The sequence below is a fragment of the Caproicibacter fermentans genome (genome assembly GCF_014303955.1).
Taxonomy (GTDB): Bacteria; Bacillota; Clostridia; order Oscillospirales; family Acutalibacteraceae; genus Caproicibacter; species Caproicibacter fermentans.
In genome coordinates this window covers 3,683,509-3,708,747 of sequence record NZ_CP060286.1, presented here as the reverse complement: position 1 = coordinate 3,708,747, position 25,239 = coordinate 3,683,509, and the positions used below count along the sequence as shown (strand labels likewise).

The following is a 25,239-nucleotide window of genomic DNA, read 5'->3' as shown; positions in this document are numbered from 1 at the left end:
TTGTTGCCTTCCTTTCAGTGATGCAGTTTTTCGCCGATTTCGATCGCTTTGAGCATGCTGTCCTCTCTTGCGACCAGCTTGCCGGCGATATCGAACGCCGTTCCGTGGTCCACAGAGGTGCGCAGCACGTCCAGACCGACCGTGATGTTGACGCCGCCGTCGAAATCAAGCAGCTTGAGCGGAATATGCCCCTGGTCGTGGTACTGGGCAACGACGACGTCGTATTCGCAGTTCAGGGCGCGCAGGAAAACCGTATCCGGCGGCAGGGGCCCCACGACGTCGACGCCATCCGCCCGGCAGAGCTCAACCGCGGGCGCGATCTCCACAATCTCCTCGTCCCCGAAGATCCCGTTCTCCCCCGCGTGGGGGTTAAGTCCCGCGACCGCTATGCGCGGCTTTTCATAGCCGGCCTTTTTCAGCGTGCGGTCCGCAAGGCGAATCACCTCCGTCTCCCTCTCCTTCCGGCAGGCGTCGCACGCCTTGCGGAGGGAAACATGGGTGCTCACGTGGATCACCTTGAGTTTCTCGCTCCAAAGCAGCATGGCGTAGCTGTCCCCGTGGGCGAATTCCCCGAAGATCTCCGTGTGCCCGGCGTACGGGTACCCCGCAAGATGGAGCGCCTCCTTGTTCAGTGGCGCCGTTACGATCAGCGAGATCTCCTTTTTCAGCGCAGCGTCGATCGCGGCCCTGACCGCGAGGAACGCGCATCTGCCGCCGACGGGGCTGACCCTGCCGACCGGGATCTCCTCAAGGGAAACGGGGTTCGGGTCGACGACGTTCAGACAGCCATCTCCGCAGTCGAAAGGGCGCTCCACGGTGCGGATCGGGAAGCCGCACCCGAGCAGCCGGCCGTAGTGGCACAGAAGCTCCGCGCTGCCGAAGACGACGCAGCGGTCCAGGTACTCCGGGTGCGCGCGCAGGGCTTTCAGCGTGATCTCCGGGCCGATCCCGCATGGGTCGCCCAACGTGATTCCAAACCGATTCACAGCGGAATCACCTCCTTCAGTTTTTTCATCGCGGTTACGATGGCGTCATCGCCGCCGAACCCGCCCGCTTTCGTAATGATTTTCAGCCCCGCGTAAGGCCCGCCGATGAGGCGCATCATCGGGATCCCGGCCGCGATCTCCATAAGGATGGAGGAGCCGGAGGCCTCCGCCGCCCGAATAAAGCCGATGGCGGTGTCCCCTCCCGTCAGGAATGCGCCGCTGACCGGCGCGGCCTCCAGAATCCGGCGCGATATTTGACTGAGGACCTCCCGGATGTAATCGCACATCTCCTTCGGGGTCATGCCCCGCTCCGCACCCGCCCGGTCGGTGCGGGCCATTTCCTCCGCATCGCAGGAGGAAGTCGGCAGAACGACGGCGTCCCTGTTTTCCCTCAGGAGCGCGGCCGCGCGCACAGCGTATTCCATCGGATCGGCAGTGCCGTCCAGCAGGCCGTAGATCGGAATCCTGACAAGGACCGTCCCCTCCTGTTCCGCATACCTAACCTGACGGCGCGTCACGGAGCTGACGCTGCCCACGACGGCGACGGCCGGCGGCACCTTGCTCTGGGCCCCGATCAGCTGTTCCGCCATCGCCGCCGCTCCGACCCACAGAACCCGGCCCTTTTCCGCAAGCCCCGCGCGGACGATGTTTCCAAGGTCCGCGTTTGTGACCGCGTCAAAGGCGAAGATGCGCCCTCCTTCGAGCCGGATCCGGTCTTCGGAAACCTGATCGAGCGGTATCCGAACGACGGGCTCGTCGAACTCCGCCTGCAGAAGGCGGGCGATGTTGTCTTCGCGCACGGGGGTCTTTGGGTCCCGGGCTAGCTCCGTCTCCAGAATCGGGATACCGTCGAGGCGGTGAATCCCGTCCTTTGTTGTGCGGCCCAGATCGGGAAGGGCAGGCGCAAACAGGATCTGGTCGAAATGCATCCGGCAGTCGGCAGCTCGGACCTCCGCGGCGATGTTCCCCCGGAGCGTGGAATCCACCTTTTTCATGAAAAGCCCGAACACGGATGGGCCGATCCCCGCAAGGGACCGCTGCACCGCCGCGCCGGCTTCCGATGCGGAAAGGGCCCTCGACTCCGTATCGACGATGACGGTGCCTTCCTCCGGAATTCGGGAGCCGTCGAACAGCACGACCGTGGGGATCCCGCGGCTCCGGAACTGGACACCGGTATCGTTGGCACCCGTGAAATCATCCGCCAGGATGAAGCAGCGTTTCACACCGATCCCTCGTTTGCAGCAGATTTTGGGAACGAATCCGGCGATTGCTTTCTCTTTTCGACCTTATCCAGCCAGCTCACCAGCAGCGGACAGAGGATCGCGGTCACGATGACGGCTGCTGCGACCTGTACGGTAGCCATGGCGGCCGCCGTTTTCAGGGTCGCATCCGTCGCCGCCAGTGCCGCGGGCGTCGCGACAGAATTCCCGGCGGAGGTCCCGATGGCGGCCCCGACCTGCGGATGCTTCGACTTGATCAGCTTCATCGCCAGATAGCCTCCGAAGCCCGTGATCGCGGTGCAGGCGACACCGAGGACGATGCCGGGCAGCCCCGCCTGGACAAGCTGTCCCAGGTTCAGGGCGGCGCCGAGTGGGAAGGCGAAGAACGGGATCGTGACCGTCGTAGCCGGCGCCAACCATTTACGGAGCTCCGGGTCCAGGTTGCCCAGGATGAGGCCGACGACGATCGGCAGAACCGCGCCGACCAGCACCATGATCGGGATCTGTGCCAGACCGGTCAGCCCGAAAGCGACCATCGTGAAGAACGGGCCGTCGTTCAGGGAAAGGATAGAAACCGCGCCTACGTCTCCCGCGTCGCCGAACTCGCCCGCAAGGGCCGCATAAAGGCCGCCGTTCGAATTGGCCAGCGAGGAAACGACCGCGAGCGGAACGATTCCGATGACGCCGGCGGGACCGCACAGCCTGTTGACCAACACGCCGATCACCGCGCCGAGGCCAACTTTGACCACGGTCAGGATCATTCCTTTGGCCAGCGGCTGCCCGGCCTGCTTCAAGTCGATTTGCGCGCCGTTGCAGAAGAGGAACACCGCGAGGATCGGCATCGCCCCGTTTTTCCACAGATCAGTGGTAAAGCTGCCGATGGTCAGGAATCCCGGTACAAATGTGTTGACCAGCACCCCCAGCAGCATCGGGACGATCATGAGACCGCCGGGCACCTTCTGGACTGTTTTCAAAATTTTCAAGTGCAAAACCTCCTCAAATTTTTTGGCTCGGTGCAGACGAGCCTACATAGAGTAGGTAACAGCAAAAAACATGCCAGGTGAAAAAACGCCCTGATCGGCTATTTTTCGCCCAGTATATTTTCTAAAAAGAATTTTTATGGGTGAATCCGTACAAGTTCTCTTTCATTTTGAAACAAGTTTGTTCAAGATGAAACGTATTGCTCCATATCCCGGCATTTCCGCCAGAGGGTGGAGCGGCTGATCTTCAGAATCTGGCAGGTCTTTTTGATGTCCCCTCCGGTTTCTTCCAGAACGCTCCGGATATAGGCCTCCTCCAGCGCCCGCAGATCCATTTTCCTCCCGCAGAATTTGTCGAACGGGTCCTCCCCGCCCGACAGGTTCGCGCTGGAAGGCAGCCTTTCGCGGAACAGCCCGTCGAAGGAAGAGACGATGACGCAGCGCTCCATCAAGCCCTCCAGTTCCCTGATGTTCCCCTCGTAGGTGCGGTTTTCCAGATAGTCCTGAACTTTCTGCGTCATTTTCAGCTCCGGTTTCTGATATTTAGTGGAATATTTTTTGATAAAATAGTTTGCGAGGACCAGAATGTCCTCCCTCCGTTCGGAGAGCGGAGGGATATCCAGCGTCAGGACGTTGATGCGGAAGAACAGGTCCTTGCGGAATCTGCCCTTCTGCATCTCCTGATAGATGTTTTTGTTGGAGGCGGTGATGATCTTGACGTCAACCGGGATGATCTTGTTCCCGCCGACCCGCATGACCTGCTTTTCCTGGATCACGCGGAGCAGGCGCCCCTGGAGCTCGATGGGGATTTCGCTGATCTCGTCGAGAAAGAGTGTTCCACCGTGCGCGAGCTCGAAAACACCCGGCTTGCCGTTGCGCCTCGCCCCGGTGAAGGAACCCTCCTCATACCCGAAGAATTCGCTTTCGATCAGCGCCGGAGGGATCGCCGCACAGTTCACTGCGACGAACGGCCCGCCGCGGCGCGGGCTGCTGTTGTGCATGCTCTGGCAGAAGAGCTCCTTGCCCACGCCGGATTCGCCGAACAGGTGGACCGGCGTGTCGTACTTGGCGTATTTTTCCGCCGTTTCGATGCAGTCCTGAATCTTTTCGCTTGAGTGGATGATGTCCGAAAAATGATATCTTGCGATAAAGCCCTTCTCGTACAGGGTCCGGCGGATCTTTTGCTCCATGCTCTGCACTTCGGAAACTGCTTGGAACGTCGCAACAACGCCGATCACGTTCCCTTCCACAACGACCGGAACCCGGTTGGTGGCCAGCTTGATCTTGCCAATATTCTGCAGCTCCCCAAGCTGGGCCTCGCCGGTGTGCAGGACCTCCGGCAGCCTTGTGTTGGGGATGATCTCCTTTACCTTCTTGCCAAGGGCGGTCTCCCGAGGGATGCCGAAGATGCTCTCGGCCTTTTTGTTATAGACTGTGATGCGCTCCTCCTCGTTGACGGCGACGATGGCGTCGTGCACGAAATCGGTGATGGTGGTGATCTCCTGCACGCGCTCCTTTTCCTCCCGGGTCGCCATGCAGATTCTCCGCGCCTCCTGAACGGCGGACAGGATGGAGTCCTTCTGAGAGGTGATCAGGATGCCGTTGCAGTTCAATTTACGGACGATCGGGATGATGTTGGCGTCGCCGATGTACGTTTCGATCCCGCGGTTCTTGTGTTCCTGAATGACCTGATAGATGTCGGATTCCCGTTTCAGCTGGACCTCGATGAAATTGCAGTTCAAAATCCTGTGCAGGACATCCATCCCGTAGACGACGTTACTGTAGCCCACCACCCCGATTGTCCCGCCGAAATCCTTGACCTTTTCAAAGCTTTTGAGGATGTCGAACGCACTCACCTTGATCTCCACGATGGGGACCCTGGGGAATTCGGCCTTGAGCATCCGGTAGGTCCCACCCCGGGACACAAGATACTTCGCCCCCCCCCTCAATCGCAAGATGGGCTGCCTTCACGCCCTCGCTCATGCTGCCCGGGACGACGTCGACGTTGTCGTACCCCCGCTCAACAACCAGCCCGACGGCTTTGTCGTACAGGTCCTGTATTGGCGCGATGACGGCGATCTCCTTCATCTTCCTTCTCCTCTCCTCCGGACGTTTTCCGGAATCCCTTTTGCCTCTCCGCAACCGGACGCGAACTCCGGACCGACGGACCGGAGAACGAAAGCGGCGCTCCCGCCCGATTTCAGGAAACGGCGGCAGACCGCAGGGGCTAATTTATTCCAGTTTATCATCTCACGAGTCAAAATTCAATGTACTAAAACAGCATTTTATGCCCCCACCGGGGTACGGCTTTCCGCCCTGACCAATCGGGTCCAAGAAAAGAATCCGATCGAAAATATTGCGGATTGCGCGGTGAAATTGCCGCCATCGCCCGCCAGATCGATGACTTGGAAAAGCGTCTCTCCATGTGGCAGAAGTATGCAGATAACAAGCCGGTTTACCAGCAGCTCACTGCCCTGAAACCAAAAACGTGTCAGAACTCTTAGGACGTGCACAGTTTGGGACTTGCCTTGTGCCGAAAATGCGTTAAAGGCTGTAAACAGAGTTACCGGGCTGCCGTGATGGACTGCCCGCATTATCTATCCAAATGGGCAAAAAATAAAGATCATGATAATCTGTAAATCATTTCGGTTGCTCTCCTTGATATGTTTTCCGGGAATCGTCGTAATGGGAGAGTGCAGATCATCCATGATCTGCTGAATCTCCGCTTCAATTTCTTTAATCTCTTCGTCCAGTTCCCGGATAAGGTGGATGGTATGCCGCAACTCCAGCGACTTTGCCGGCATCATGGAGCCAATCGGAGTTCTAGCAGACTCGCGTATCTCGACAGCTTTGAACTCCCGCGCAGCCGGGAGTTTTCGTATTACAACAAAAAGGGGCTGTTGCAAAATGAATTTGCGATAGCAAATTGCACAAACAAACAGCCCCAAAAACAAGAAGATGCGCCTTGAAGCGGGCTGAAAAGCCTATTCATGGCGCATCTTTTCGTGCATTATTTTTCAGCGAGGTTATTTTGCAACAGCCCCTTTTGATCTCGGATTCAAAAATACTTTATTCCCGGTAAAACGCCCGCACCGCGCGGTCGGTCATCAGGAGGTCAAGCTTAGAGACCACCTCGAACGGAGCATGCATGGAAAGAACCGGCACGCCGAGATCGATGACGTCCACGTTGAGCGCAGCGATAAATTTTGCAACGGTTCCGCTGCCGCCCGCGTCGACTTTCCCGTTTTCCCCCATCTGCCACAGCACATGGTTTTGTTCAAACATGCCTCGCAGTTGGGCGACATATTCGGCGGAGGCCTCGCTTGTTTTACTCTTTCCTCTTCCGCCGGTATATTTCTCGATTCCGACCCCGCCGTTCAGATAACAGGAATTGCTCGGCTCGAATACCTCCGAAAAATTCGGATCGTAAGCCGCTGCCACATCGGCGGAAAGGCATTGGGATCCAGCCAGGACACGGCGTGCGGAAAGTCCCTCTGCCTGTGCCAAATCCTCGATAAAGTCCGTCAGAAAATGAGAATTCAGCCCCGTATTCCCCACGCTTCCGATTTCTTCCCGGTCCGCCAAGACCGCAACGACCGTCTTTTTCGGAGTTTTGGTATTTAAAGTTGCCATCAGCACCGGATAAACGCAGACGCGGTCATCCTGCGCGTACGCGCCGACCATGCTGCGGTCAAAGCCGATATCCACCGCAGGGAACGCGGGGACAAACTCAAGGTCCGCGGAAACAAAATCCTCTTCCGTGATCCCATACCTTTCGTTCAGGAGTTTCATCACGTTCAGCCGAACCCGGTTTCCCTCCAGAGAGGGCTCTTCCGGGAAAACAGGACGGCTGCCGTTGATCAGATTCAGTTTCTCCCCTTCGATCCCCTTCTCCATGGTTTTCGTCATCTGTTCATCGGCAAGATGAGGCAACAGGTCCGTGACGCAGAAGCGGGGCTCTCCGTCCTCTTCCCCGACCTTGATATCAACGGCCGTCCCGTCTTTGCGGACAATTCGGCCGTGCATGGAAAGCGGAATCGCCGTCCACTGGTACTTTTTAATCCCGCCGTAATAATGCGTCTTAAAAAACGACAGCCCGTCTTTTTCAAACAACGGATGGGGTTTCAGGTCAAGGCGGGGCGAATCGATATGAGCCGCCGTAATGCGCACGCCGTTTTGGCAACCGTCCCGGCCGATGACCGCCAAGAGCAGCGCCTTTCCGCGGTTATTCAGATACACCCGGTCACCGGGCGCATATTTTTTTCCGGGTTGAAAAGCGGAAAAGCCGGCTTTCTCGGCCAAATCGACAGCATAAACGACCGCCTCCCGCTCCGTCTTCACGGTGTTCATAAACGCCTTATAACCTTCCGCGTACTCATACGCCTTGTTCCAAAGCTCTTCCGAAATCCGCGGGCTTTTGCCGCTCCTCAGAAGTTTTTCAGACAGTTTTTTGACATCCGCCGCGTCATTACTTTTTCGCATCTGACGACGCTCCTTTCTCCGCACAGGATTGCTCTTCCGTCAAGGGATAATGGCAGGCGACAAAACGCCCCGGCAAAACCTCCCTGAGCGCAGGAACCTCCGTTTTGCACTTCTGTTTGCAGCGTGTGCATCTGGGGTGAAAAACACACCCCGACGGAATATCGACCGGACTCGGCGGTTCGCCGGTAATCGCGTATTCCCTTGTTTTCATTAACGGATTTAATCCGGGCGTCGCCTTGATCAGAACATCCGTGTATGGATGAAGAGGCTGTTGAAAAATTTGTTCCGTTCCGCCCTGTTCCACGACGGATCCAAGATACATCACGACGATTCTGTGGGTAATATAGCGAACCACATGAAGGTCGTGGGAAATAAACAGAATCGTCAGGTTCAGCGAGCGCTGAAGTTCGCCCAGAAGGTTGATGATCTGCGCCTGAATGGAAACGTCCAGCGCGGAAACCGGTTCATCCGCAATCATAAATTCCGGATTCAGAGACAGCGCCCGCGCGATTCCGACTCTCTGCCGCTGGCCGCCTGAAAATTCTCCCGGAAAACGATTCGCGGCCTCCGAGCCAAGCCCGCACATGTCAAGCAGCTCTTTCACCCGTTCCGGGATCTGCTGTTTCGGAACAACATGGTGAACGGAAAGCATTTCGGACAATATTTCAGAGACCGTCATTCTGGGATTCAGGGAAGAATAGGGGTCCTGAAAGACCATCTGCATGGCCGGACGAATTTTTCTCAATTCTTCCCCCCGCAGACCGGTAATGTCGGTTCCATTGAGCAGGATCCTCCCCTTCGTCGGCTCGTACAGACGAAGGATCGTTCTTGCCAGGGTACTTTTTCCGCAGCCGGACTCTCCCACAAGGCCCAGATTTTCACCGCGGTAAATCTGGATGGAAACGTCGCTGACTGCCTTCACATACTTTTGCGGTTTCCCGGAAATGCGGTCCGCGATTCCGTATTTCTGGGCAAACCATTTGCTCAGGTTCCGGGTTTCAAGCACCTTTTGGGCCGTTTGATCATTCAATTTCCGTGTCATTTCAGTATTTTCTCCCCCTTTGCTTCCGGGACGGAAATAATCCCGCTGAAATTTGTTTCGTCCTTTTTCAGGTGGCAGCGGCTCATGTGACCCGGCTCGACCTCCACCAGCGGGGGCAATTCCTTTTTACAGATGTCACGGCAAAATTTGCAGCGCGGGGCAAAAGGGCAGCCCTGCGGAAGATTCCCCAGATCAGGGGGAGAACCGAGAATCGGTTCCAAGCGGCTTCCCCGTTTGCTCTGGTCCGGGAGCGACGACATCAGCGCGTAGGTGTAGGGGTGACGCGGCTTTGCAAACAGTGTGACCGTATCGGTCATCTCCATCACCATACCGGCATACATGACGGCCACACGGTCGCACATCTGCGCGACAACGCCCAGATCATGCGTAACCAGAATCACGCTCATATCCAGCTCCTGTTTTAACCGGTTCAGCAGCTTCATAATCTGGTCCTGAATGGTAACGTCGAGCGCCGTGGTCGGCTCGTCAGCAATCAGCAGCTTCGGGTTGGAACCGAGTGCAATGGCAATCATCGCCCGCTGGCGCATTCCGCCGCTGAACTGATGAATGTACTCGTCCAGGCGCGTCTCCGGCATCGGAATTCCGACCAGTTTCAGCAATTCCACGGCGCGGTCGTTCTTTTCCTGCTTGGAAAGGTTCAGCCCCTCGAAGGACTCGTAAATCTGCTTCCGGATTTTCAGGACCGGGTTTAAAGAAGTCATCGGCTCCTGAAAAATGATGCTGATCTCTTTTCCCCTGATTTTCCGCAGTTCACGCGCTTTCATTTTGACAAGATCCCGCCCGCGGTACAAAACCTGGCCGCCGACAATCTTGCCGGGTTTTTTAATCAGCCGCAGCACGGACCGGCAGGTCTGGCTTTTTCCGCAGCCGGATTCCCCCACAAGCCCGAACGTCTCGCCCCTGCGCACGGAAAAGCTGACCCCGTCAACCGACTTTACCACGCCGTCCTGCGTATAAAAATAAGTCTTTAAATCTCTGACTTCCAGTAAATTCTCCATCGCCGTCACCTTCCTTTTGTCCGCAGGAAATCGGCCAGGCCGTCCCCTAAGAGGCTGAATCCGATTCCGGTGACCGCCATGACAAGTCCCGGGAAAAGAGTAATCCACCAGGCGATATTGATATACCCGCGGCCCTCGTTCATGATGGCGCCCCATTCCGGAGTCGGGGGCTGAATGCCAAGGCCGATAAAACTCAGGCTCGCGCCGGTCAGCATGTTCAGCACGATGTCGGAAGTTGCGAAAACAACCGCCGCGTTAATCACGTTCGGCAGCAGGTGGCGCAGGAGGATTCTGCTGTTTTTGAAACCCGCGATTTTAACCGCCTGAATGTATTCCGCATTTTTCAGCACGAGAACATCGCCGCGAACCAGCTTTGCATAAGAAATCCAGCCGACGACCCAAAGAGCGATGTAAACATTGATCATTCCCTGACCGAGCACGGTCATAATCGCGATGACAAGCACGATAAACGGAAACGCCATCAGAATATCGATGACGCGCATCAGGATATTGTCCAGAACCCCGCTGAAATAGCCGGAAAGAAGACCGAGAATGCAGCCGACGACAAAGGGAATGACCGTGCCGAGCACGCCGAGCAGCAGGTCGATCCGCGTTCCCCATACAACCCGCGAAAAAACATCGCGTCCGTAATTGTCGGTGCCAAACAGATGCGCGCCGGAAGGACCCTGCAAAACGGCAAGGGCGTTCACCTCAAGAGGGTCGTGGGAAGTAAAAAGCTGAGGAAAAAGAGCGACGACCACCGCGAACAGCACGATGACCGCTCCGGTGAGGAAGGACAGATTTCTCAGCCAGGCGGGCCGCTTTGTGAGACGCCGTTCTTTGATCTTGGATTTAAACATCTTGCGGTCCTCCTTTTAAAATTCCACCCGCGGGTCAAGAAATGAATACAGGATGTCGGTCAGCAGATTGATGATCAGTACAAGAAGAGCAAAAAGGAAAACCAATGTCTGAACCAGCGAGTAGTCGCGCGAGAAAATCGCTTCCGTCGTGAGCGCGCCGATTCCGGGCAGGGAAAAGACAGTCTCGATAATGACGCTGCCGCCAAGCATATAAGCCATCCGCATGGACAGCAGGGTCACAGTCGAAATCATGGCGTTGCGCAGAATATGATTGTTCTTCACTTCGCCTTCCGGAATCCCCTTGCTTCGGGCAAAATCCACATAGTCCAGAAGATTGATTTCAACCACGGAGTTGCGGATATTTCGAATCAGCAGTGCGGAAGTCATTAATGACTGCGTGATTCCCGGCAGAATCAAGCATTTCAGCTGATCGGGCAGCGTGGCGCCCCAGCCGCCGACGGGCAGCACGCGGAACCAAAGTCCGAAAACAATCATCAGCAAAAGCCCGACCCAAAACGACGGCATCGCGATCGCCGCAAGCGCGGTCGTACGTATCACGTGGTCGCCCAGCCTGTCTTTGTGCATCCCCGCAAAATAGCCGAGCGGAAAACTGACAATGAGTGAAAAAAGCGTGGATACCAGCGTCAGCAACAGTGTCACGCCGGTACGCTCCCTCAGCAGGTCGATCACCGGCCGTTGATATTTCAGCGAATCCCCAAGATTCAATGTGAGAATTCCCTTGAGATAAATCCAGTACTGCTCCAGCAGCGATTTGTTCAAACCAAGCTTTTCGTGCATGGCCGCCACTTCCGCGTTTGTTGCCTTCTCGCCCAGCACCAGACGGGCCGGGTCGCCAGGAATAAAGCGCAGCATGAGAAAGATGAGAATGGAGACCACAAGCAGAACGGGAATAATCTGCAGAATGCGCTTGATGATATAATTTAATCGATTCATATGTATGGCACCTTTTTATAAAGGACCGGGAAGTCTTAGGCGCTTCCCGGTCCTTCACAAATTCTTTTCACAAACTTATTTCGCTTTTCGCCTTCCAAATTGGCTTCACAGCACTGAACTATTTCGTTTTCTGGATGTCTTTGAGCCTCATGACGCTGAACGGACTTACTTCAAGATTCTGAATCTTATTGGATGTTGCGTAAACAAAATCGTTCCGGAACAGCGGAATTACATTTGAGTTGTCGGAAATCTTCTGCTGAATCTCTTTGTACATTGTAACCCGCTTGGTTTCGTCCATCTCTTTGCTGGCCTGCGCGTTCAGGTCGTCCAGCGCCTGATCCTTCAGCCCCGTGTACCACGCATGACTCTGGTCATAATCCGCAATCCAGCCGGAAACCTCGGACGGGTCCATAATGTCGTCCACCCACTGCAATACCGTGGCCTGATGCTGAAGGCTTTGGAACTTATTGCTCAGCGCCGCCTTTTCCAGCAGCTCAATATTGACGGTAATGCCGGCTTTTTCCCATTCGGATTTGAGCAGAGTCGCAATCTGCTGGTAAACCTGTGACCCGGAGCTGACGCTGATGGTCAGTGTCACGCCGTTCGGGAACCCGGCCTCTTTCAGCAGCTCTTTTGCTTTTTCGGGGTCGTAATTTATCACCTTCAGGTCGGAATTAAACCACTTGCCCTGGGACTCGGAAAGGACGGAGGCAACCGGCTGGCCGTACTTTGTCGCAACCAGGTTGGCGATTTCCTGTTTGTTGGTCGCATAAAGGATTGCCTGTCTCACTTTCAGATTATCGAGCGGTTTTTTTGTCGTGTTCAGAATCAAGTAGCGGATCTGCGTGGATTTGAAGGTCTGTACCTTCAGATTCTGATCCTTCTGAATGGTGTCGACCTGAGAATACGGTACGTCTCCCACAACGTCGAGCTGTCCGGACTGAAGCTGCATGAGCCGGGTGTTGTCGTCCGGAATCACCGTGAATTTTAGGGTTGATGTTTTGGGGTAGCCGGACTCAGCGTAGTTTGGATTTTTGACCAGAGTCAGCGAACTGCCCTTGACCCATTCCTTCAGCATATACGGGCCGGTGCCCAGGGGTTTCTGCGCGTACTCAGTCCCGCCGACTTTGTCGTAATAGGCTTTGCAGCCCACCACCATGTTGAAGTTGCACAGGTCCGCCAGGAAAGGAGCCCACTGGTACTTCAGGGTAATGGTAACGGTCTTTTCATCCGCCTTCACATCTTTAATTTCTTCCGCGATAAAACGGTATTCGGAGGTGTCGCAGTCGCGCGCTCTGGTCAGCGACCAGACCCAGTCCTCCGGCTTTACGGGCGTTCCGTCCGAAAATTTGGTGCCCGGCTTCAGGTTGAAGGTGTAAGTCAGGCCGTCGTCGCTGATTTTCCAGTCTGTCGCCAGATCCGGTTCAATCGATGTGCTGTCCGCGCTGGTCGTAACCAGCCCCTGGTAAATCTGCTGCATCACGGTTGCTTCCGTGGGGCCGATGGACGACTGGTCCGGGTCAAGATACGCCGGGTCGCCGGCGAGGCCGATGTTGACGGTGTCCTCATACTCCGTTGCCGCGGACGAACTGCCCGCCGCCGCGCCGGACGAAGCGGATTGCCCCGAGCAGCCGGATAAGCCGACAATGCTGCAGGCCGCAAGAATCAGCGCGATTTTCCCTGTGATCTTCTTTTTCATAATACGCCACCTCTAATACTAAAAACTTTTTATGAGATCCTGATTGAGTCTTTTGATAATTTCGGTTGCCAGCCGAATCGCGTTCATGCAGTCCGACAAGGACGAAATGCCATAATGCGTATGCGCGTAGCGAACCGGAACGCCGACTACAATCACGGGGACTCCCCCTGTTGGACAAATGGATCTGCGACCCGTTGGTCGAGCCGCCGGTACGCACCGCGGTCTGCACCGGAATACCGAGCTGTTCCGCCAGATCGAGCGCGAAACGCTGGAACCTCGGATTCGTAATCATCGCGCGGTCGATGAAACGGAGCATGGGGCCTTTGTTTACCGCAGTCTGAATCATGTAATCTTCCGTAAACGTGTCGTCCGCGGGGCAACCCCTCAAATACAATCGCAATATCCGGCTTAACCGTGCGGGACGTTACCTTTGCACCGCGTGTCCCCACTTCCTCCTGGGAGGCAAGAGCGCCGACTACATCGACGTCCAGATTCTCCCCGACCAGAGTCTTCATCGTTCCGATCACGGAAGCGACGCCCAGCCGGCAGTCAAACGCCTTGCCGAACATCAGGTTTGTTTCCTCATTGTATTCAAAAGTTACGTCGGGGACAACCGGCTCGCCCATGCGGATGTGAAATCTCTGTTCCGCGTCTTCTTTCGACATGGCCCCGATATCGATCGCCATATTGGAAATATCGTTTTCCATTTTCTTTTCCGCTTCCGTCATAAAATGGGGCGGTTTACTGACGGTAATGCCCGGTATGTAGTTTCCCTCGGCGTTTCGGACTAAAACCCTGTGGGCCGCAATGGAATTCACGGGCCAGCCGCCCAGCGGAATAAAACGCAGCGTTCCGTTCGGTTTGATCGCCTGGACCATAAACGATACTTCATCCGTATGAGCGTCCAGCATTACAACCGGCTTATTCCCCGTGCTTCCTGCATGCCTGAGGTATAAGTTTCTGACACTGTCCTCCTGAATTTCGGCAATATCCCGGGCGTATTTTCTGGCTACCGCGAGGACCTCGTCCTCGAATCCGGAAGCTCCTTTTGCATTGGATAAATCTTCAGCAAGTTTTAAAAAATTTTGCTCCTTTGGCTGCATGCATTCATTCTCCAGTTTCTATATTTATGTTATCTGATCAAAACCTTTTTCAATCGATCGGCTGAGGCAGTTTCAGCTTCTTCATTTCTCCCATAAAATCAACAATATAGTCCGCAGTAGCCTGCAGCATTTCGCGGCCCCATTCGGGAGTCGCCTTTTCCGGATGGTCCGGGCCGATCCATCCGTTGCCGGCGTATTCTTTCACATAACGCGGGAACTGGACCGTTACGCCCTTATACTGTACGGAGCGGAATCCGGTGGTGATCATATTTTCGCCGATATCGTTTTTCAGCTCCATCGGGCCGATCATGCTCTTGTCCACAAAAGACTCGTTCACCGCCATGACGGCCGCCGTTTCTTCCGCGCCGCCGTGTCCGCCTTTCCATGCAGGATTCAATTCCCACGCCATCAGCCACCAGTTCAGCTCCGCCGCGAGCGCGCCCCTTTGATGCAGCTCGGAGCAGATGCGGTCCAGCACCTGAATATTCCCGCCGTGGCCGTTCAAAAATACAAACCGGCGAACCCCGAACCTGAAAAAGCCATCCGCGATTTTTTTCAGAACGCTGTACAGCACGTCGGTGCCGAGAGTTATGGTGCCGGGGAACATGGAAAGATCGTCGCACGCGCCGTAGGGCAAAGTCGGCGCGATCATAACATCCGACTTTTCTTCGATCAAATCCAGAATTTTATCGGGGATCAGCGTATCCGTACCAAGCGCAATATGTTTTCCATGACATTCGTTGCTGCCGACCGCTATGACGATCATATCGTTATTGCGGAAGTACTCTTCTGCTTTCACCCAGGAGATATGTGCCAATCTCATCTGTAATTTCCTTCCTTTTCTGAATTATTAAAAAAAGCAGCGGTCTCCCCTCGCTTTTGGGAAAGCACCGTTGCTTTCTTTTTAATAAGATAGTAAAAACATTATTATTTATACATTTATAAAGTGATTACTATTATATAATTGTTTGGTCCTGATGTCAATACATTCTGCAATTTTTCATCGTCATTAATTCAAAATAGCAGGTAAACGGAAAAATCAATCAGGCGCCGGTAAAAAAGCCGCAAGCCTTCCGGCGGACTTCTCTTTCAATTCCTCCTAAAATTTCTTCTTGACATTCGAAAGTATTAGTGATATTTTAATAGTCGGTAAACGATTACGTAATGGAGATTATAGGTAAAATGTTAAATAATCCTACTATAAAAGACGTTGCTGAAAAAGCAAATGTTTCGGTCGCTACCGTTTCCCGTGTATTGAACGGTCTTACGGGCTTCTCCGCCGAAACGGAAGTACGGGTACGCAACGCAATCGCCGAGCTGGGTTACCAGTTTAACGCTGTGGCCAGAAATCTGAAACTGAAAAAGACAAACATTATCGCCGTTCTGATTCCTCAGGTGGAAACCACATTTTACGTCAAAATTCTGAACGGAATCGAGGACGCGGCGCAAAATTGCGGTTACAGCGTCATGGTCTGCCATGTGGGGATTTCCGGGAACAGAACGCAGGAATATATTAAAATGCTGGCGGAGCGCCAGGTGGACGGTATCATCGGCTGCAGCCTCCCTCCGGATGAGAAGATCGACACGCTGATGGCAGAATGTGAAATTCCCTGCGTGCTGGTTTCCACTCTGTCCTCCCGCTATTCCATTCCCTATATCAGGGTGGACGATTTCAAGGCCTCTTACGCCGCAACTACATATTTGATTAGCAAAGGTCATAAGAACATCGCGATGCTTGCGGGCTCTCAGGATGACGTTGTCGCAGGCGTGCTGCGACTGAAGGGCTACCGAAAAGCACTGGAAGACAACCGGATTCCCTACAGCCCGAAGCTGGTCCAGTATACCCGCTTCAGCTATGAAACAGGACTGCAGGCCGCAAAGGATCTGCTGAACAGCGGCGAGAGCTTCACCGGTGTTGTGGCCTGCTGCGACGAGGTCGCCGTCGGCGCAATTTCCGCTGCGTATGAAGCCGGGTTAAAAGTGCCCGATGCTTTCTCTGTGATCGGCTACGATAACACCAGAACCGCAGAAATGGCGGTTCCGCCCCTCACCACGGTTTCACAGCCTCTCTACCCCATGGGGGAGCAGGCCTTTCATATGCTGCAAAACGAAATGGAGCAGGGAAAAAAAGCGGAGAATCAAATCCTTCCCTATGAAATCGTTGAACGCGATTCGGTCAAAAAGGTCTGATTCTTTTTTGGTCCGGTTACGTAAACGATTACCTTTATTCCTTTGTCAGGCACTTTTCAAAGTTTTATTCTATTATTTTCAGGGGGTTGCTGTTATGAAAAACAAAGCAAGTCGTTTGGCGGCACTATTCCTTTCGCTGTCCGTCATGGCAGCGTCGATGGCAGGATGCTCGTCCGGTTCTTCCGGCGCTGCTTCCGCGGCTCCGGGGGCGTCGGGCGGTACGGCGTCGGCGACATCAGCAAAAGACATAAAGGCTACGGTGACGTTCTGGCATACCTACAGCGCAAATTCAGAAGCGAAGGTGCTGAACGAAAAAATTATCCCGGCATTCAATCAGGAGTATCCGAATATCAAAATCAAATCGGTCACCATGCCGACCGATAACTTTAAGCAGCAGGTTTTACAGGCGGCGGCGAGCGGTTCCGCGCCGGACGTTATGCGGATGGATATTACCTGGGTTCCGCAGTTTGCAAATTTAAATGCTCTCGTTGCGGTCGACGGCATGGACGGATTCAGCGACATCAAGTCCAACAGCTATGAGGCTACTTTGAACACGTGTAAATGGAAAGAGAAATATTACGGTATTCCTCTCGATACCAATACGACGATCGCAATCTATAATAATGCCGATCTACAGGACGCGGGCTTGAGCGCGGCGCCGAAAACGATGGATGAATTAGCCGAAGCGGCTGAAAAAATCAAAGGCCGGCATCCAAACGGGCTGATCGGTATATCCGGAACCGGTATGTGGAGCATGGCACCGTATTTTCTGTCGCTCGGCGGAAAATATTGTGACGACGGCTACACAAAGGCAACCGGGTATGTCAACAGCGATGAGAGTATCGCGGCGCTGACAAAGCTGGTTTCATGGAACGACAAGGGCCTGATCGGCAAGTGCATGCTCAACGGTCAGCCCGGAACATGGGACGGCCTGAAAGCAAACGACGGCTACATGATGGTGAACGACGGGCCGTGGTTCTATACCCTGCAGGATAAAAAGACAACCGACAACGATACCTATGCGCAAATGCCCGCCGACACTTCCCAAAGCATTTCGGTGGTCGGGGGCGAAGACATGGTCATGTTCCAGAACTGCAAAAATCAGGAAGCAGCCTGGCTGTTCATGAAATTCATGTTCTCCGATTATGCCCAGAAGACCATGGCGCTTGAGGTAAACCAGTATCCCGTCAACAAAAAAGTGGCTCAGGACTCCGAGCTGACCTCCAACCCGATTTTCAAAATTTATATGCAGCAGCTTGAAACCTCCTGGGCAAGGATTCCGAATCCGTCGATTGAGGAAATGGATAACGACATCAGCCTTGCTTTTGAAAAGGCATTCCGCCACAAAGGCACCGTAAAAGAAAATCTGGACGCGCTGGCAAAGCAGCTCGACGACCTGTTCGCGAAGAATTCATAAAGCTTTTTCCATTACGGCCGAACAAGCCGCGCCATCCTGAATCAAATCAGCCTGCCGCTCCGCAGCGGCGGGGCGGCAGGCTGGATTTTACTATATTTTTTGACGGGGAAGGTTCTTATGAAAAAAAGCAGCAGAATGATCTGGATTCTCTTGTCGGGCTTCCTATTATTCACTCTCGTCTTCGGCTGTTCCCAAAGCAATCAGGTCAAGATTCAGCCGACGGATTCTTACGCAGCCCAGAGCAAACTGATCCACGACGTGTTCACGGACAAATCGGCGTACCGTCCGAAGGAAACCGTCCGCCTCACCCTTTCTTTAAACAATCAGACGGGCCGCGACTTCGAAGGAACGCTCCATCTGAAATTTAAACACCTGGATCAGACGGTAAAAACACAGGAGATTAAAGTCGGGCTGAAAAAGGGCGAGGAAAAGTCCGTTTCAGCCGCATGGCTTCCGCCGTCGGAGGATTACACGGGCTATCTGGTAGAGGTTCTGGCCGTAACGGGCAATCAAATAGAAGACCAGAGGAACACCGCGGTTGATGTATCATCCACATGGGAAAAATTTCCCCGTTACGGTTACCTGTGCAATTACGGTGAAATGACAAAGGAACAGACTCAGGACACGGTGGATTGGCTGTGCAAATATCACATTAACGGGCTGCAATTTTATGATTGGCAGAACTCCCACGACCAGCCGCTTGCCGGCACCCTACAAAATCCGGCGGAAGAATGGAAAGATATCGCCAACCGCGACACTTTCGCATCAACCGTGAAGAACTATATTCAGGCCTGCCACAGCCGAAACATGATGGCCTGCAACTACAATCTGATGTTCGCGGCGTACAACGATTACGAAAAGCGCGGCATTCAAAAAGAATGGGGGCTCTATAAGGACCCCGAGCATGATTTGCAGGACACGCACGAGCTTCCGACCAGCTGGGCCAGCAATTTGAATCTGATGAATCCCGGCAGCGCGGGTTGGCAAAACGACCTCCTTTCACGGGAGAAAGATGCTTTTGAAATTTACAATTTCGACGTCTTCCATGTCGATACGCTGGGCAACCGGGGAATCCGGTATGATTACGACGGAAACAGGATTTCACTTGACGAACAGTACACCGGTTTCCTGAACCAGGCAAAAAAGGCTCTGAAAAAAGGGATCGTAATGAACGCGGTAAACGGGTATGGAGCAGGCGAAGCCGCCAAAGCAAACACGGACTTTCTGTACACCGAAGTCTGGCCCGACACCTACCCGACCTACAGCCGTCTGAAAGACGCGGTTGATGATAACACACGGCTTTCCGGGGGAAAGAAATCGTCTGTAATCGCCGCTTATATGAATTACAAAGCGTCCGGCCGGGAGTTCAACGAAAACGCGGTTAAACTGACAGACGCCGTTATTTTCGCCGCGGGCGGGTCCCACCTTGAACTGGGAGATACCGGGATGCTTTCAAGCGAGTATTTCCCGAATCAAAAAATGATTTTATCGGATCACCTGAAAAATGATTTAAGAAGCTACTACGATTTTCTGACCGCCTATGAAAATATTCTGCATGGCCAGAAAAGCTGGTCGGATCTCACCGCGGAGATTGACGGTTATCCCGTCAGTGATTCGGGCGACGCAGGCAGCGTTTGGGTTTTCGGTTCCAAAAACAAAACGTGCGAAACCATTCAACTGATCAATCTATTGTCGAGGTCCGACGAGCAATGGCGCGACGATACGGCAAGCTGTGAAAACCCCAAAACACTCGGCGCCTTTACTTTGAAGTTGGACGATTTTTCCGGCAAAGTCAAAAGCGTTTTCCTGGCATCGCCGGATATCAAGGGCGGAAGCATGTTTCCTCTTGACTTTTCCGTAAAAAATGGAAAACTAAGTGTAAACATTCCTTCCCTGCAATACTGGGATATGCTTGTCGTGCAGACGCAGGCATAATCGTCCGGCTCAAGCAATTACTCGGTTGTCTTATCAGGAGGTGTGTCTATGGATAAAAACTCGATTGAAAAAACGTCTTTCCGCAAAGGCGCGCGCCAGCTGATCGCGGTTGCTCCGTTTATCCTCATCGGATTTGTTTTCGTCTGCATTTTTGTCATCTATCCGCAGATTAAAAACGTCTGGATGAGCTTAACGGAATATAACATCATGCAGCCGTCGAACAGCATCTTTGTGGGAATCCAAAATTACGCCAAGGCCTTTGTCGGCGATGAAAAAGATAAGTTCTGGATTGCCTTTCGCAACGTAATCCTGTACGGCGTATTCACCATTCCGCCCGGGATGCTGATCGGACTCATCCTGGCTGTTCTGATCAACGGCGTTAAAAAGTTCAATACGTTTTTCCGCGCGATTCTGTACCTTCCGGTTCTCATCGACTGGATCGTCGTCAGTATCATCTTTCTCTATCTGTTTTCCGACGGAAAAGCAGGCCTTGTCAACTACTACTTAATGAAGCTGAATATTTTACAGCAGCCGATCGCCTGGTTCTCAAGCACCTGGACCGCGAACGCGGTCATCTGGATTTTCGGTATCTGGAAAAGCATCGGGTGGGTGATGATTATTTATCTGGCGGGCCTGCAGGGAATTTCAAAGGATATTTATGAAGCCGCCGAAATAGACGGCGCGACCAAAACGCAGAAATTTTTAAAAATCACCATTCCCTTAATCCGGCCCACAACGTATTTCGTTCTGATCAATCTGATTATCGGTTCCTTCAACGTGTTCTTTGCCGTCTATATGCTGACCAGCGGCGGCCCCATCGGAACTACCGATGTCTTGCAGAACTACATGTACAATCAGGCCTTCAAATACATGAACTTCGGCTATGCCTGCGCGATCAGCGTCATCACAGGGCTTTCGATTCTGCTGCTGACGATATTTAGAGATAAGTTCTTTAAATATGAAAGGAACTAGGTGGCTTGGATGAAACACAGACTTGGTCAAAGTGCAAAATACCTATTTCTATGGCTTTTTGTCATCATCTCGCTCATTCCGTTTTTATCAATGATCAGCACATCCTTCAGTCAGGCGATGTACGAGCTGCCCTACCCGCCGAAAATACTGCCGGATTCCGTCAATTTTTCGAACTACGTTAAGGTCATAGAAGAGGACAATTTTTTACGGTACTTTGTTAACAGCGTGTTTTTGGCAACGGTTGTAACAGCGTGCGTTCTTCTCATCTCTTCCATGTCCGCATACGGATTTGCAAGGTTCGATTTCCCGTTTAAAAAATTAATTTTCAACCTTTATTTGTTTACCATGATGGTTCCGGGGGTGTTAAACCTGATTGCCCAGTATTCCGTCATCAGCGGAATGCATCTGGTCAACACCTACACGGGGATTCTTCTGCTGATGGTCGGCGGAGGCATTGCCGGCAACACCTTCTTTTTGCGGGGCTTCTTTGAAAACATCCCCCATGAGCTTGAAGAATCGGTGATCATAGACGGCGGCGGACGCTGGTGCGTTTTTTGGCACATTATTCTCCCGCTTTCCAAACCCTCTCTCGGAACCCTCGGCATTATGGTGTTTTCAGGAATATGGAGTGATTTTTTCACCGTTCTGACCTTTATAAAAGACAGCGACAAATGGACCCTGCCCGTGGCCCTGCAGCTGCTGCGCGGGGAACACGCAACCGAATGGGGAACGGTGATGGCAGCTTCCGTCCTCCTGTTTATTCCGGAGCTGATTATGTTTATTATCGTACAAAAAAAATCTTGTTCAGTCCGCGGGCGGCGAAGGCGCCGTGAAGGGCTGAGGTGAAACCAAGACGGGAGGCAAACCATATGATTCGAGACATCACACCACTAAAAGCTCAGTTTTCCATGAACGAACCCCTCGCTTTCGAAGTCCATGTCGAGGAGGGATTTTCTTCCGACGACACAGTGAAAATCCGGCTGTTTCATTTGGGCCGGCTTTGCTTTGAAGAAGAGAAAGCCGTTCAGAAAACCCTGTTGTTTCAATACGCTCCTCCAAACAGCCGGGGAAGCATGGAGGGATATTGGGTGCAGGCCATCCAAAAACGGGGTGAGACGGTTGTCTCGCGGCAAACCACCGCGTGCGACAGGGCGGTAAACTGGAGGTACGCTCCGAGATACGGCTTTTTATCCGATTTTGAGAAAGAAAATCTCACGGACGACAGGGACATTCTCCAGATGAACCGTTATCATCTGAATGTCATCCAGTTTTACGACTGGATGTACCGGCATGACGATTTTTTCCCTCCGAAAAGCGATTTTACGGATATTATGGGGAAAGCCTCTTCCATGGACGCGGTCAAAAATAAAATCGGGCTTGCACACCGCCACGGCATGAAAGCCTTCGCTTACGGCGCCGTTTACGGAGCCGAAAAGTACCGTCAGGAGCACCCGGAATGCTCTCTTTATGACGGGCACGGCGAGCCGATGAAATTTATCGACCGCATCTATTTTATGGATATCAGCAGGGGCAGCGAATGGCACGACCATATTCTCGGCGAATATAAAAAAGCGGTTGAATTCGGCTTTGACGGCATTCATATGGATCAGTACGGCTTTCCCAAGGAGGCGTACGCCAAAAAGAACGGAAAATGGAGGCTCCGAAAGCTGCGGGAAGATTTTCCCGCGCTGATCAACGACACAAAGGCGGCCCTGCCGGGCTGCGGGGCCATTTTTAACGCGGTTAACAACTGGCCGGCCGACGCCGTTGCGGATACGGATCAGGACTGTGTTTATATCGAAGTCTGGTCCCCCAACGACACCTATTTCGACTTAACCCGATTAATCGCCGACGCAAAGAAGGCGGCGCCGGACAAACAGGTGATTCTGGCCGCATATCTGCTTCCCTTCGCGGGCTGTGACGATCCTCAAAACATCATGTGGACCGCCTTTCTTGCGATGGCGACAATCTTTTCAAGCGGAGGCTTCCATCTTCTGCTCGGGGAAGAAAACGGTTTGCTGACACAGGCATATTATTCTGATTACTGCCGGTTGCAAAGCGGGGAATTTGTCTCGCGAATGCTTGACTATTACGATTTTATCACCGCATACGAAGAGCTCCTTTTCGACCTTTCTCTTGTCGACGACACCAGAACGCATACCGGCGGAATCAACGAAGACTATCTGTTTGCCGGGGCCGAATTTTCAACGACTCCAAAGGCCGGCTGCGTTTGGACCCAAATCAAACACACGGCGGCTTACCGGGTGATCCACCTGGTCAATTTTACCGGGATCGACCACATGGATTGGAACCGTGCCCAGGAAAAATCGCCCGATTTTGTGAAAGGAATCCACGTTGACGCGCTGGTCGCGGAGGACGTGGAGGAGGTGCGCCTGATGTCGCCCGATTTGAATCACGGAGAGAGTCAAGCGCTGAATTTCACCCGCAGTATACGCGAGAACGGGTGCCGCGCGGTTCAATTTTCAGTTCCAGAATTGAAAATCTGGGACGTCATTGCGATCAAGGTAAAATTACCCTAACGTCAATGCAGGGATCATAGGCAAAAAATTATGACGACAGCGAGGTTAAGTCAGTGGAAAAGAAATGGTGGAAAGAAGCCGTCGTTTATCAAGTCTATCCGCGAAGCTTTCTGGACAGCAGCGGGGACGGCGTCGGCGACTTGCGGGGAATCATCCAAAAGCTCGACTACATCCGGGATTTAGGCGCAAACGTGATCTGGCTCTGCCCGATCTACGATTCGCCGAACGCGGACAACGGCTATGATATTCGGGACTACCGCAAAATCATGAAGGAATTCGGTACCATGCGGGATTTTGAGGAGCTGCTCGCACAGGCCCATCAAAAGGGCCTGAAAATCGTGATGGACCTTGTGGTAAACCACACCTCCGACGAGCATGAATGGTTCCAAAAGAGCAGGCAGTCACCCGCGAATCAGTACCGCGGCTATTATATCTGGAAAGACGGAAAAGACGGCAGGGAGCCCAACAACTGGGGCGCTGTCTTCGGCGGCTCCGTATGGAAATTCGACGAATCCGCAAAACAATATTACATGCATCTGTTTGCCGAAAAGCAGCCGGATTTAAACTGGGAAAATCCTGAGGTGAGAAAAAATGTCTACGATATGATGACCTGGTGGCTGGAGAAGGGCGTCGACGGGTTCCGGATGGACGTGATCAACGCCATTTCCAAAGATCAGCGTTTTCCCGACGGAGAGGTTCCGCCCGGACAAAAGTACGGAGACGGATGGAAACACACCACCAACGGGCCGCGCGTCCATGAGTTTTTGCAGGAAATGTACCGGGAGGTTCTGAGCAAATACGATGTGATGACGGTTGGAGAAACCGGCGGAATCACAACGGCGGACGCGCAAAAATATGCCGGTTTTGACCGGCATGAGCTGAATATGGTTTTTCAGTTTGAGCATGTGGACCTCGGCGGCAACGAAAACGGAAAATGGAACGACCGGCCGGTTGCGCTGCGCGACCTGAAAGAAATCATCACCCGCTGGCAAACGGAGCTGGACGGAAAAGCGTGGAACAGTCTGTACTTTGGCAACCACGACCAGCCGCGCTCCGTTTCACGGTTCGGCAGCGACGGAGAATTCCGGGAAAAATCCGCAAAGCTGCTTGCGACCCTTTTGCTGACCCTGCAGGGAACGCCTTTTATCTATCAGGGGGAGGAAATCGGAATGACCAACGTCCCCTTTCAGAACATCGCGCAGTTCCGCGATATTGAAACGCTGAACGCCTACCGTGAGCTGAACGACCGGTATCCGGGCGAAGAGGCTCGGGTCATGCGGTACATCCGCGCTAAAAGCCGCGACAACGCGCGAACCCCCATGCAGTGGGACGATACTCCCAACGCGGGCTTTTCCCAGGCCGAGCCGTGGATCCCGGTCAATCCAAACTATCGCCGGATCAATGTCAGCCAAAACCTTTCCGACCCGGACTCCGTTTTTCATTATTACCAGAAAATGATCCGGCTGCGCCGGAAATTCCCGGCGCTGATTTACGGTTCCTACCGCCCATTGCTGGAAAACCACGAACAGGTCATCTGTTTTGAGAGAGAGTATCATGAAAAGACTCTGCTTATTGTTCTGAATTTCAGCAAAGAAGCCGCGCAGGTCAGGCTTCCGGATTCCGTCGGCCCATCCGGATCTCTGCTCATTTCAAATGATCCGGCATGCGAAAACCAAATTCTCTCGAAAACGATGGATCTTCCTCCTTTCGAAAGCCGCGTCTATCTGTTAAGCTGAACCGAAACGCTCGAAACAAAGTGCTTTAAAATGAATTTGTGACAGCAAACTACGCGAAGCAGCAGGGTCCAACAACATGAAAATGCGCCTGAAAGCGGGTTTTA

19 protein-coding genes and 3 pseudogenes are annotated in these 25,239 nt (G+C 53.4%); 7 read left to right on the top strand and 15 right to left on the bottom strand.

The genetic code is table 11. The features are described 5' to 3' along the window. Positions 1 to 14: 14 nt before the first annotated feature. The 15 genes and pseudogenes from pdxA to HCR03_RS18315 form a co-directional block, all read right to left on the bottom strand. Positions 15 to 986, bottom strand: a complete 972-nt coding sequence (gene pdxA / locus HCR03_RS18375; RefSeq protein ID WP_066646061.1) for a 4-hydroxythreonine-4-phosphate dehydrogenase PdxA — start codon at positions 984 to 986, stop codon at positions 15 to 17. Beyond that, on the bottom strand, positions 983 to 2,209 hold the full coding sequence (locus tag HCR03_RS18370) for a four-carbon acid sugar kinase family protein (RefSeq protein WP_187035817.1): 1,227 nt from the start codon (positions 2,207 to 2,209) through the stop codon (positions 983 to 985). Before HCR03_RS18370 ends, pdxA begins: the two co-directional genes overlap by 4 nt. Then, on the bottom strand, positions 2,206 to 3,195 hold the full coding sequence (locus HCR03_RS18365; protein ID WP_407926822.1) for a 2-keto-3-deoxygluconate permease: 990 nt from the start codon (positions 3,193 to 3,195) through the stop codon (positions 2,206 to 2,208). Before HCR03_RS18365 ends, HCR03_RS18370 begins: the two co-directional genes overlap by 4 nt. A gap of 176 nt (positions 3,196 to 3,371) precedes the next feature. Next, the gene (locus HCR03_RS18360; protein ID WP_228725019.1) at positions 3,372 to 5,111 is read right to left on the bottom strand and encodes a sigma 54-interacting transcriptional regulator; all 1,740 of its coding nucleotides are present in this window, start codon (positions 5,109 to 5,111) and stop codon (positions 3,372 to 3,374) included. Between the two features lie 744 nt (positions 5,112 to 5,855). Further along, positions 5,856 to 6,035 (bottom strand): annotated as a pseudogene (locus HCR03_RS18355) (IS110 family transposase); the annotation flags it as partial. A gap of 220 nt (positions 6,036 to 6,255) precedes the next feature. Beyond that, positions 6,256 to 7,668 carry an aminopeptidase gene (locus HCR03_RS18350; RefSeq protein WP_187035815.1) on the bottom strand — a complete coding sequence of 471 codons (1,413 nt, stop codon included), beginning with the start codon at positions 7,666 to 7,668 and terminating at the stop codon, positions 6,256 to 6,258. Next, entirely contained in the window at positions 7,655 to 8,710 is a 1,056-nt protein-coding gene (locus HCR03_RS18345; RefSeq protein ID WP_187035813.1) for an ABC transporter ATP-binding protein, read from the bottom strand. Before HCR03_RS18345 ends, HCR03_RS18350 begins: the two co-directional genes overlap by 14 nt. After that, a complete protein-coding gene (locus HCR03_RS18340) occupies positions 8,707 to 9,729 on the bottom strand; it encodes an ABC transporter ATP-binding protein (protein WP_187035811.1) in 1,023 nt (340 codons plus the stop codon). Before HCR03_RS18340 ends, HCR03_RS18345 begins: the two co-directional genes overlap by 4 nt. Before the next feature lie 5 nt (positions 9,730 to 9,734). Continuing rightward, complete coding sequence (locus HCR03_RS18335) at positions 9,735 to 10,589, bottom strand: ABC transporter permease (RefSeq protein ID WP_066646047.1); 855 nt, start codon at positions 10,587 to 10,589, stop codon at positions 9,735 to 9,737. A 15-nt stretch (positions 10,590 to 10,604) separates the two neighbouring features. Then, positions 10,605 to 11,543: an ABC transporter permease gene (locus HCR03_RS18330; protein WP_066646046.1), complete on the bottom strand. Its 939-nt coding sequence runs from the start codon at positions 11,541 to 11,543 to the stop codon at positions 10,605 to 10,607. A 118-nt stretch (positions 11,544 to 11,661) separates the two neighbouring features. Further along, on the bottom strand, positions 11,662 to 13,242 hold the full coding sequence (locus HCR03_RS18325; RefSeq protein WP_066646044.1) for an ABC transporter substrate-binding protein: 1,581 nt from the start codon (positions 13,240 to 13,242) through the stop codon (positions 11,662 to 11,664). 18 nt (positions 13,243 to 13,260) lie between these two features. After that, positions 13,261 to 13,398, bottom strand: a complete 138-nt coding sequence (locus HCR03_RS20390; RefSeq protein WP_330601196.1) for a hypothetical protein — start codon at positions 13,396 to 13,398, stop codon at positions 13,261 to 13,263. Positions 13,399 to 13,459: 61 nt separating this feature from the next. After that, positions 13,460 to 13,558, bottom strand: a pseudogene (locus HCR03_RS20385) (hypothetical protein); the annotation flags it as partial. 121 nt (positions 13,559 to 13,679) lie between these two features. Continuing rightward, a pseudogene (locus HCR03_RS20380) lies at positions 13,680 to 14,153 on the bottom strand (M42 family peptidase); the annotation flags it as partial. A gap of 241 nt (positions 14,154 to 14,394) precedes the next feature. After that, complete coding sequence (locus tag HCR03_RS18315) at positions 14,395 to 15,168, bottom strand: creatininase family protein (protein ID WP_066646040.1); 774 nt, start codon at positions 15,166 to 15,168, stop codon at positions 14,395 to 14,397. A 359-nt stretch (positions 15,169 to 15,527) separates the two neighbouring features. Between HCR03_RS18315 and HCR03_RS18310 the strand changes: the two genes are divergently transcribed. From HCR03_RS18310 to HCR03_RS18280, 7 genes are all read left to right on the top strand, one after another. Next, positions 15,528 to 16,535: a LacI family DNA-binding transcriptional regulator gene (locus HCR03_RS18310; RefSeq protein WP_066646038.1), complete on the top strand. Its 1,008-nt coding sequence runs from the start codon at positions 15,528 to 15,530 to the stop codon at positions 16,533 to 16,535. Between the two features lie 94 nt (positions 16,536 to 16,629). Beyond that, positions 16,630 to 17,952, top strand: a complete 1,323-nt coding sequence (locus tag HCR03_RS18305; RefSeq protein WP_187035809.1) for an extracellular solute-binding protein — start codon at positions 16,630 to 16,632, stop codon at positions 17,950 to 17,952. 117 nt (positions 17,953 to 18,069) lie between these two features. Further along, positions 18,070 to 19,887: a glycoside hydrolase family 66 protein gene (locus tag HCR03_RS18300; RefSeq protein ID WP_187035807.1), complete on the top strand. Its 1,818-nt coding sequence runs from the start codon at positions 18,070 to 18,072 to the stop codon at positions 19,885 to 19,887. Positions 19,888 to 19,935: 48 nt separating this feature from the next. After that, entirely contained in the window at positions 19,936 to 20,859 is a 924-nt protein-coding gene (locus HCR03_RS18295; RefSeq protein ID WP_187035805.1) for a carbohydrate ABC transporter permease, read from the top strand. A 9-nt stretch (positions 20,860 to 20,868) separates the two neighbouring features. Further along, entirely contained in the window at positions 20,869 to 21,705 is an 837-nt protein-coding gene (locus HCR03_RS18290) for a carbohydrate ABC transporter permease (RefSeq protein WP_207727258.1), read from the top strand. Positions 21,706 to 21,728: 23 nt separating this feature from the next. Beyond that, a complete protein-coding gene (locus HCR03_RS18285; protein ID WP_139104086.1) occupies positions 21,729 to 23,399 on the top strand; it encodes a glycoside hydrolase family 66 protein in 1,671 nt (556 codons plus the stop codon). Positions 23,400 to 23,452: 53 nt separating this feature from the next. After that, entirely contained in the window at positions 23,453 to 25,135 is a 1,683-nt protein-coding gene (locus HCR03_RS18280; RefSeq protein WP_066646026.1) for a glycoside hydrolase family 13 protein, read from the top strand. The last annotated feature ends 104 nt before the right edge of the window (positions 25,136 to 25,239 follow it).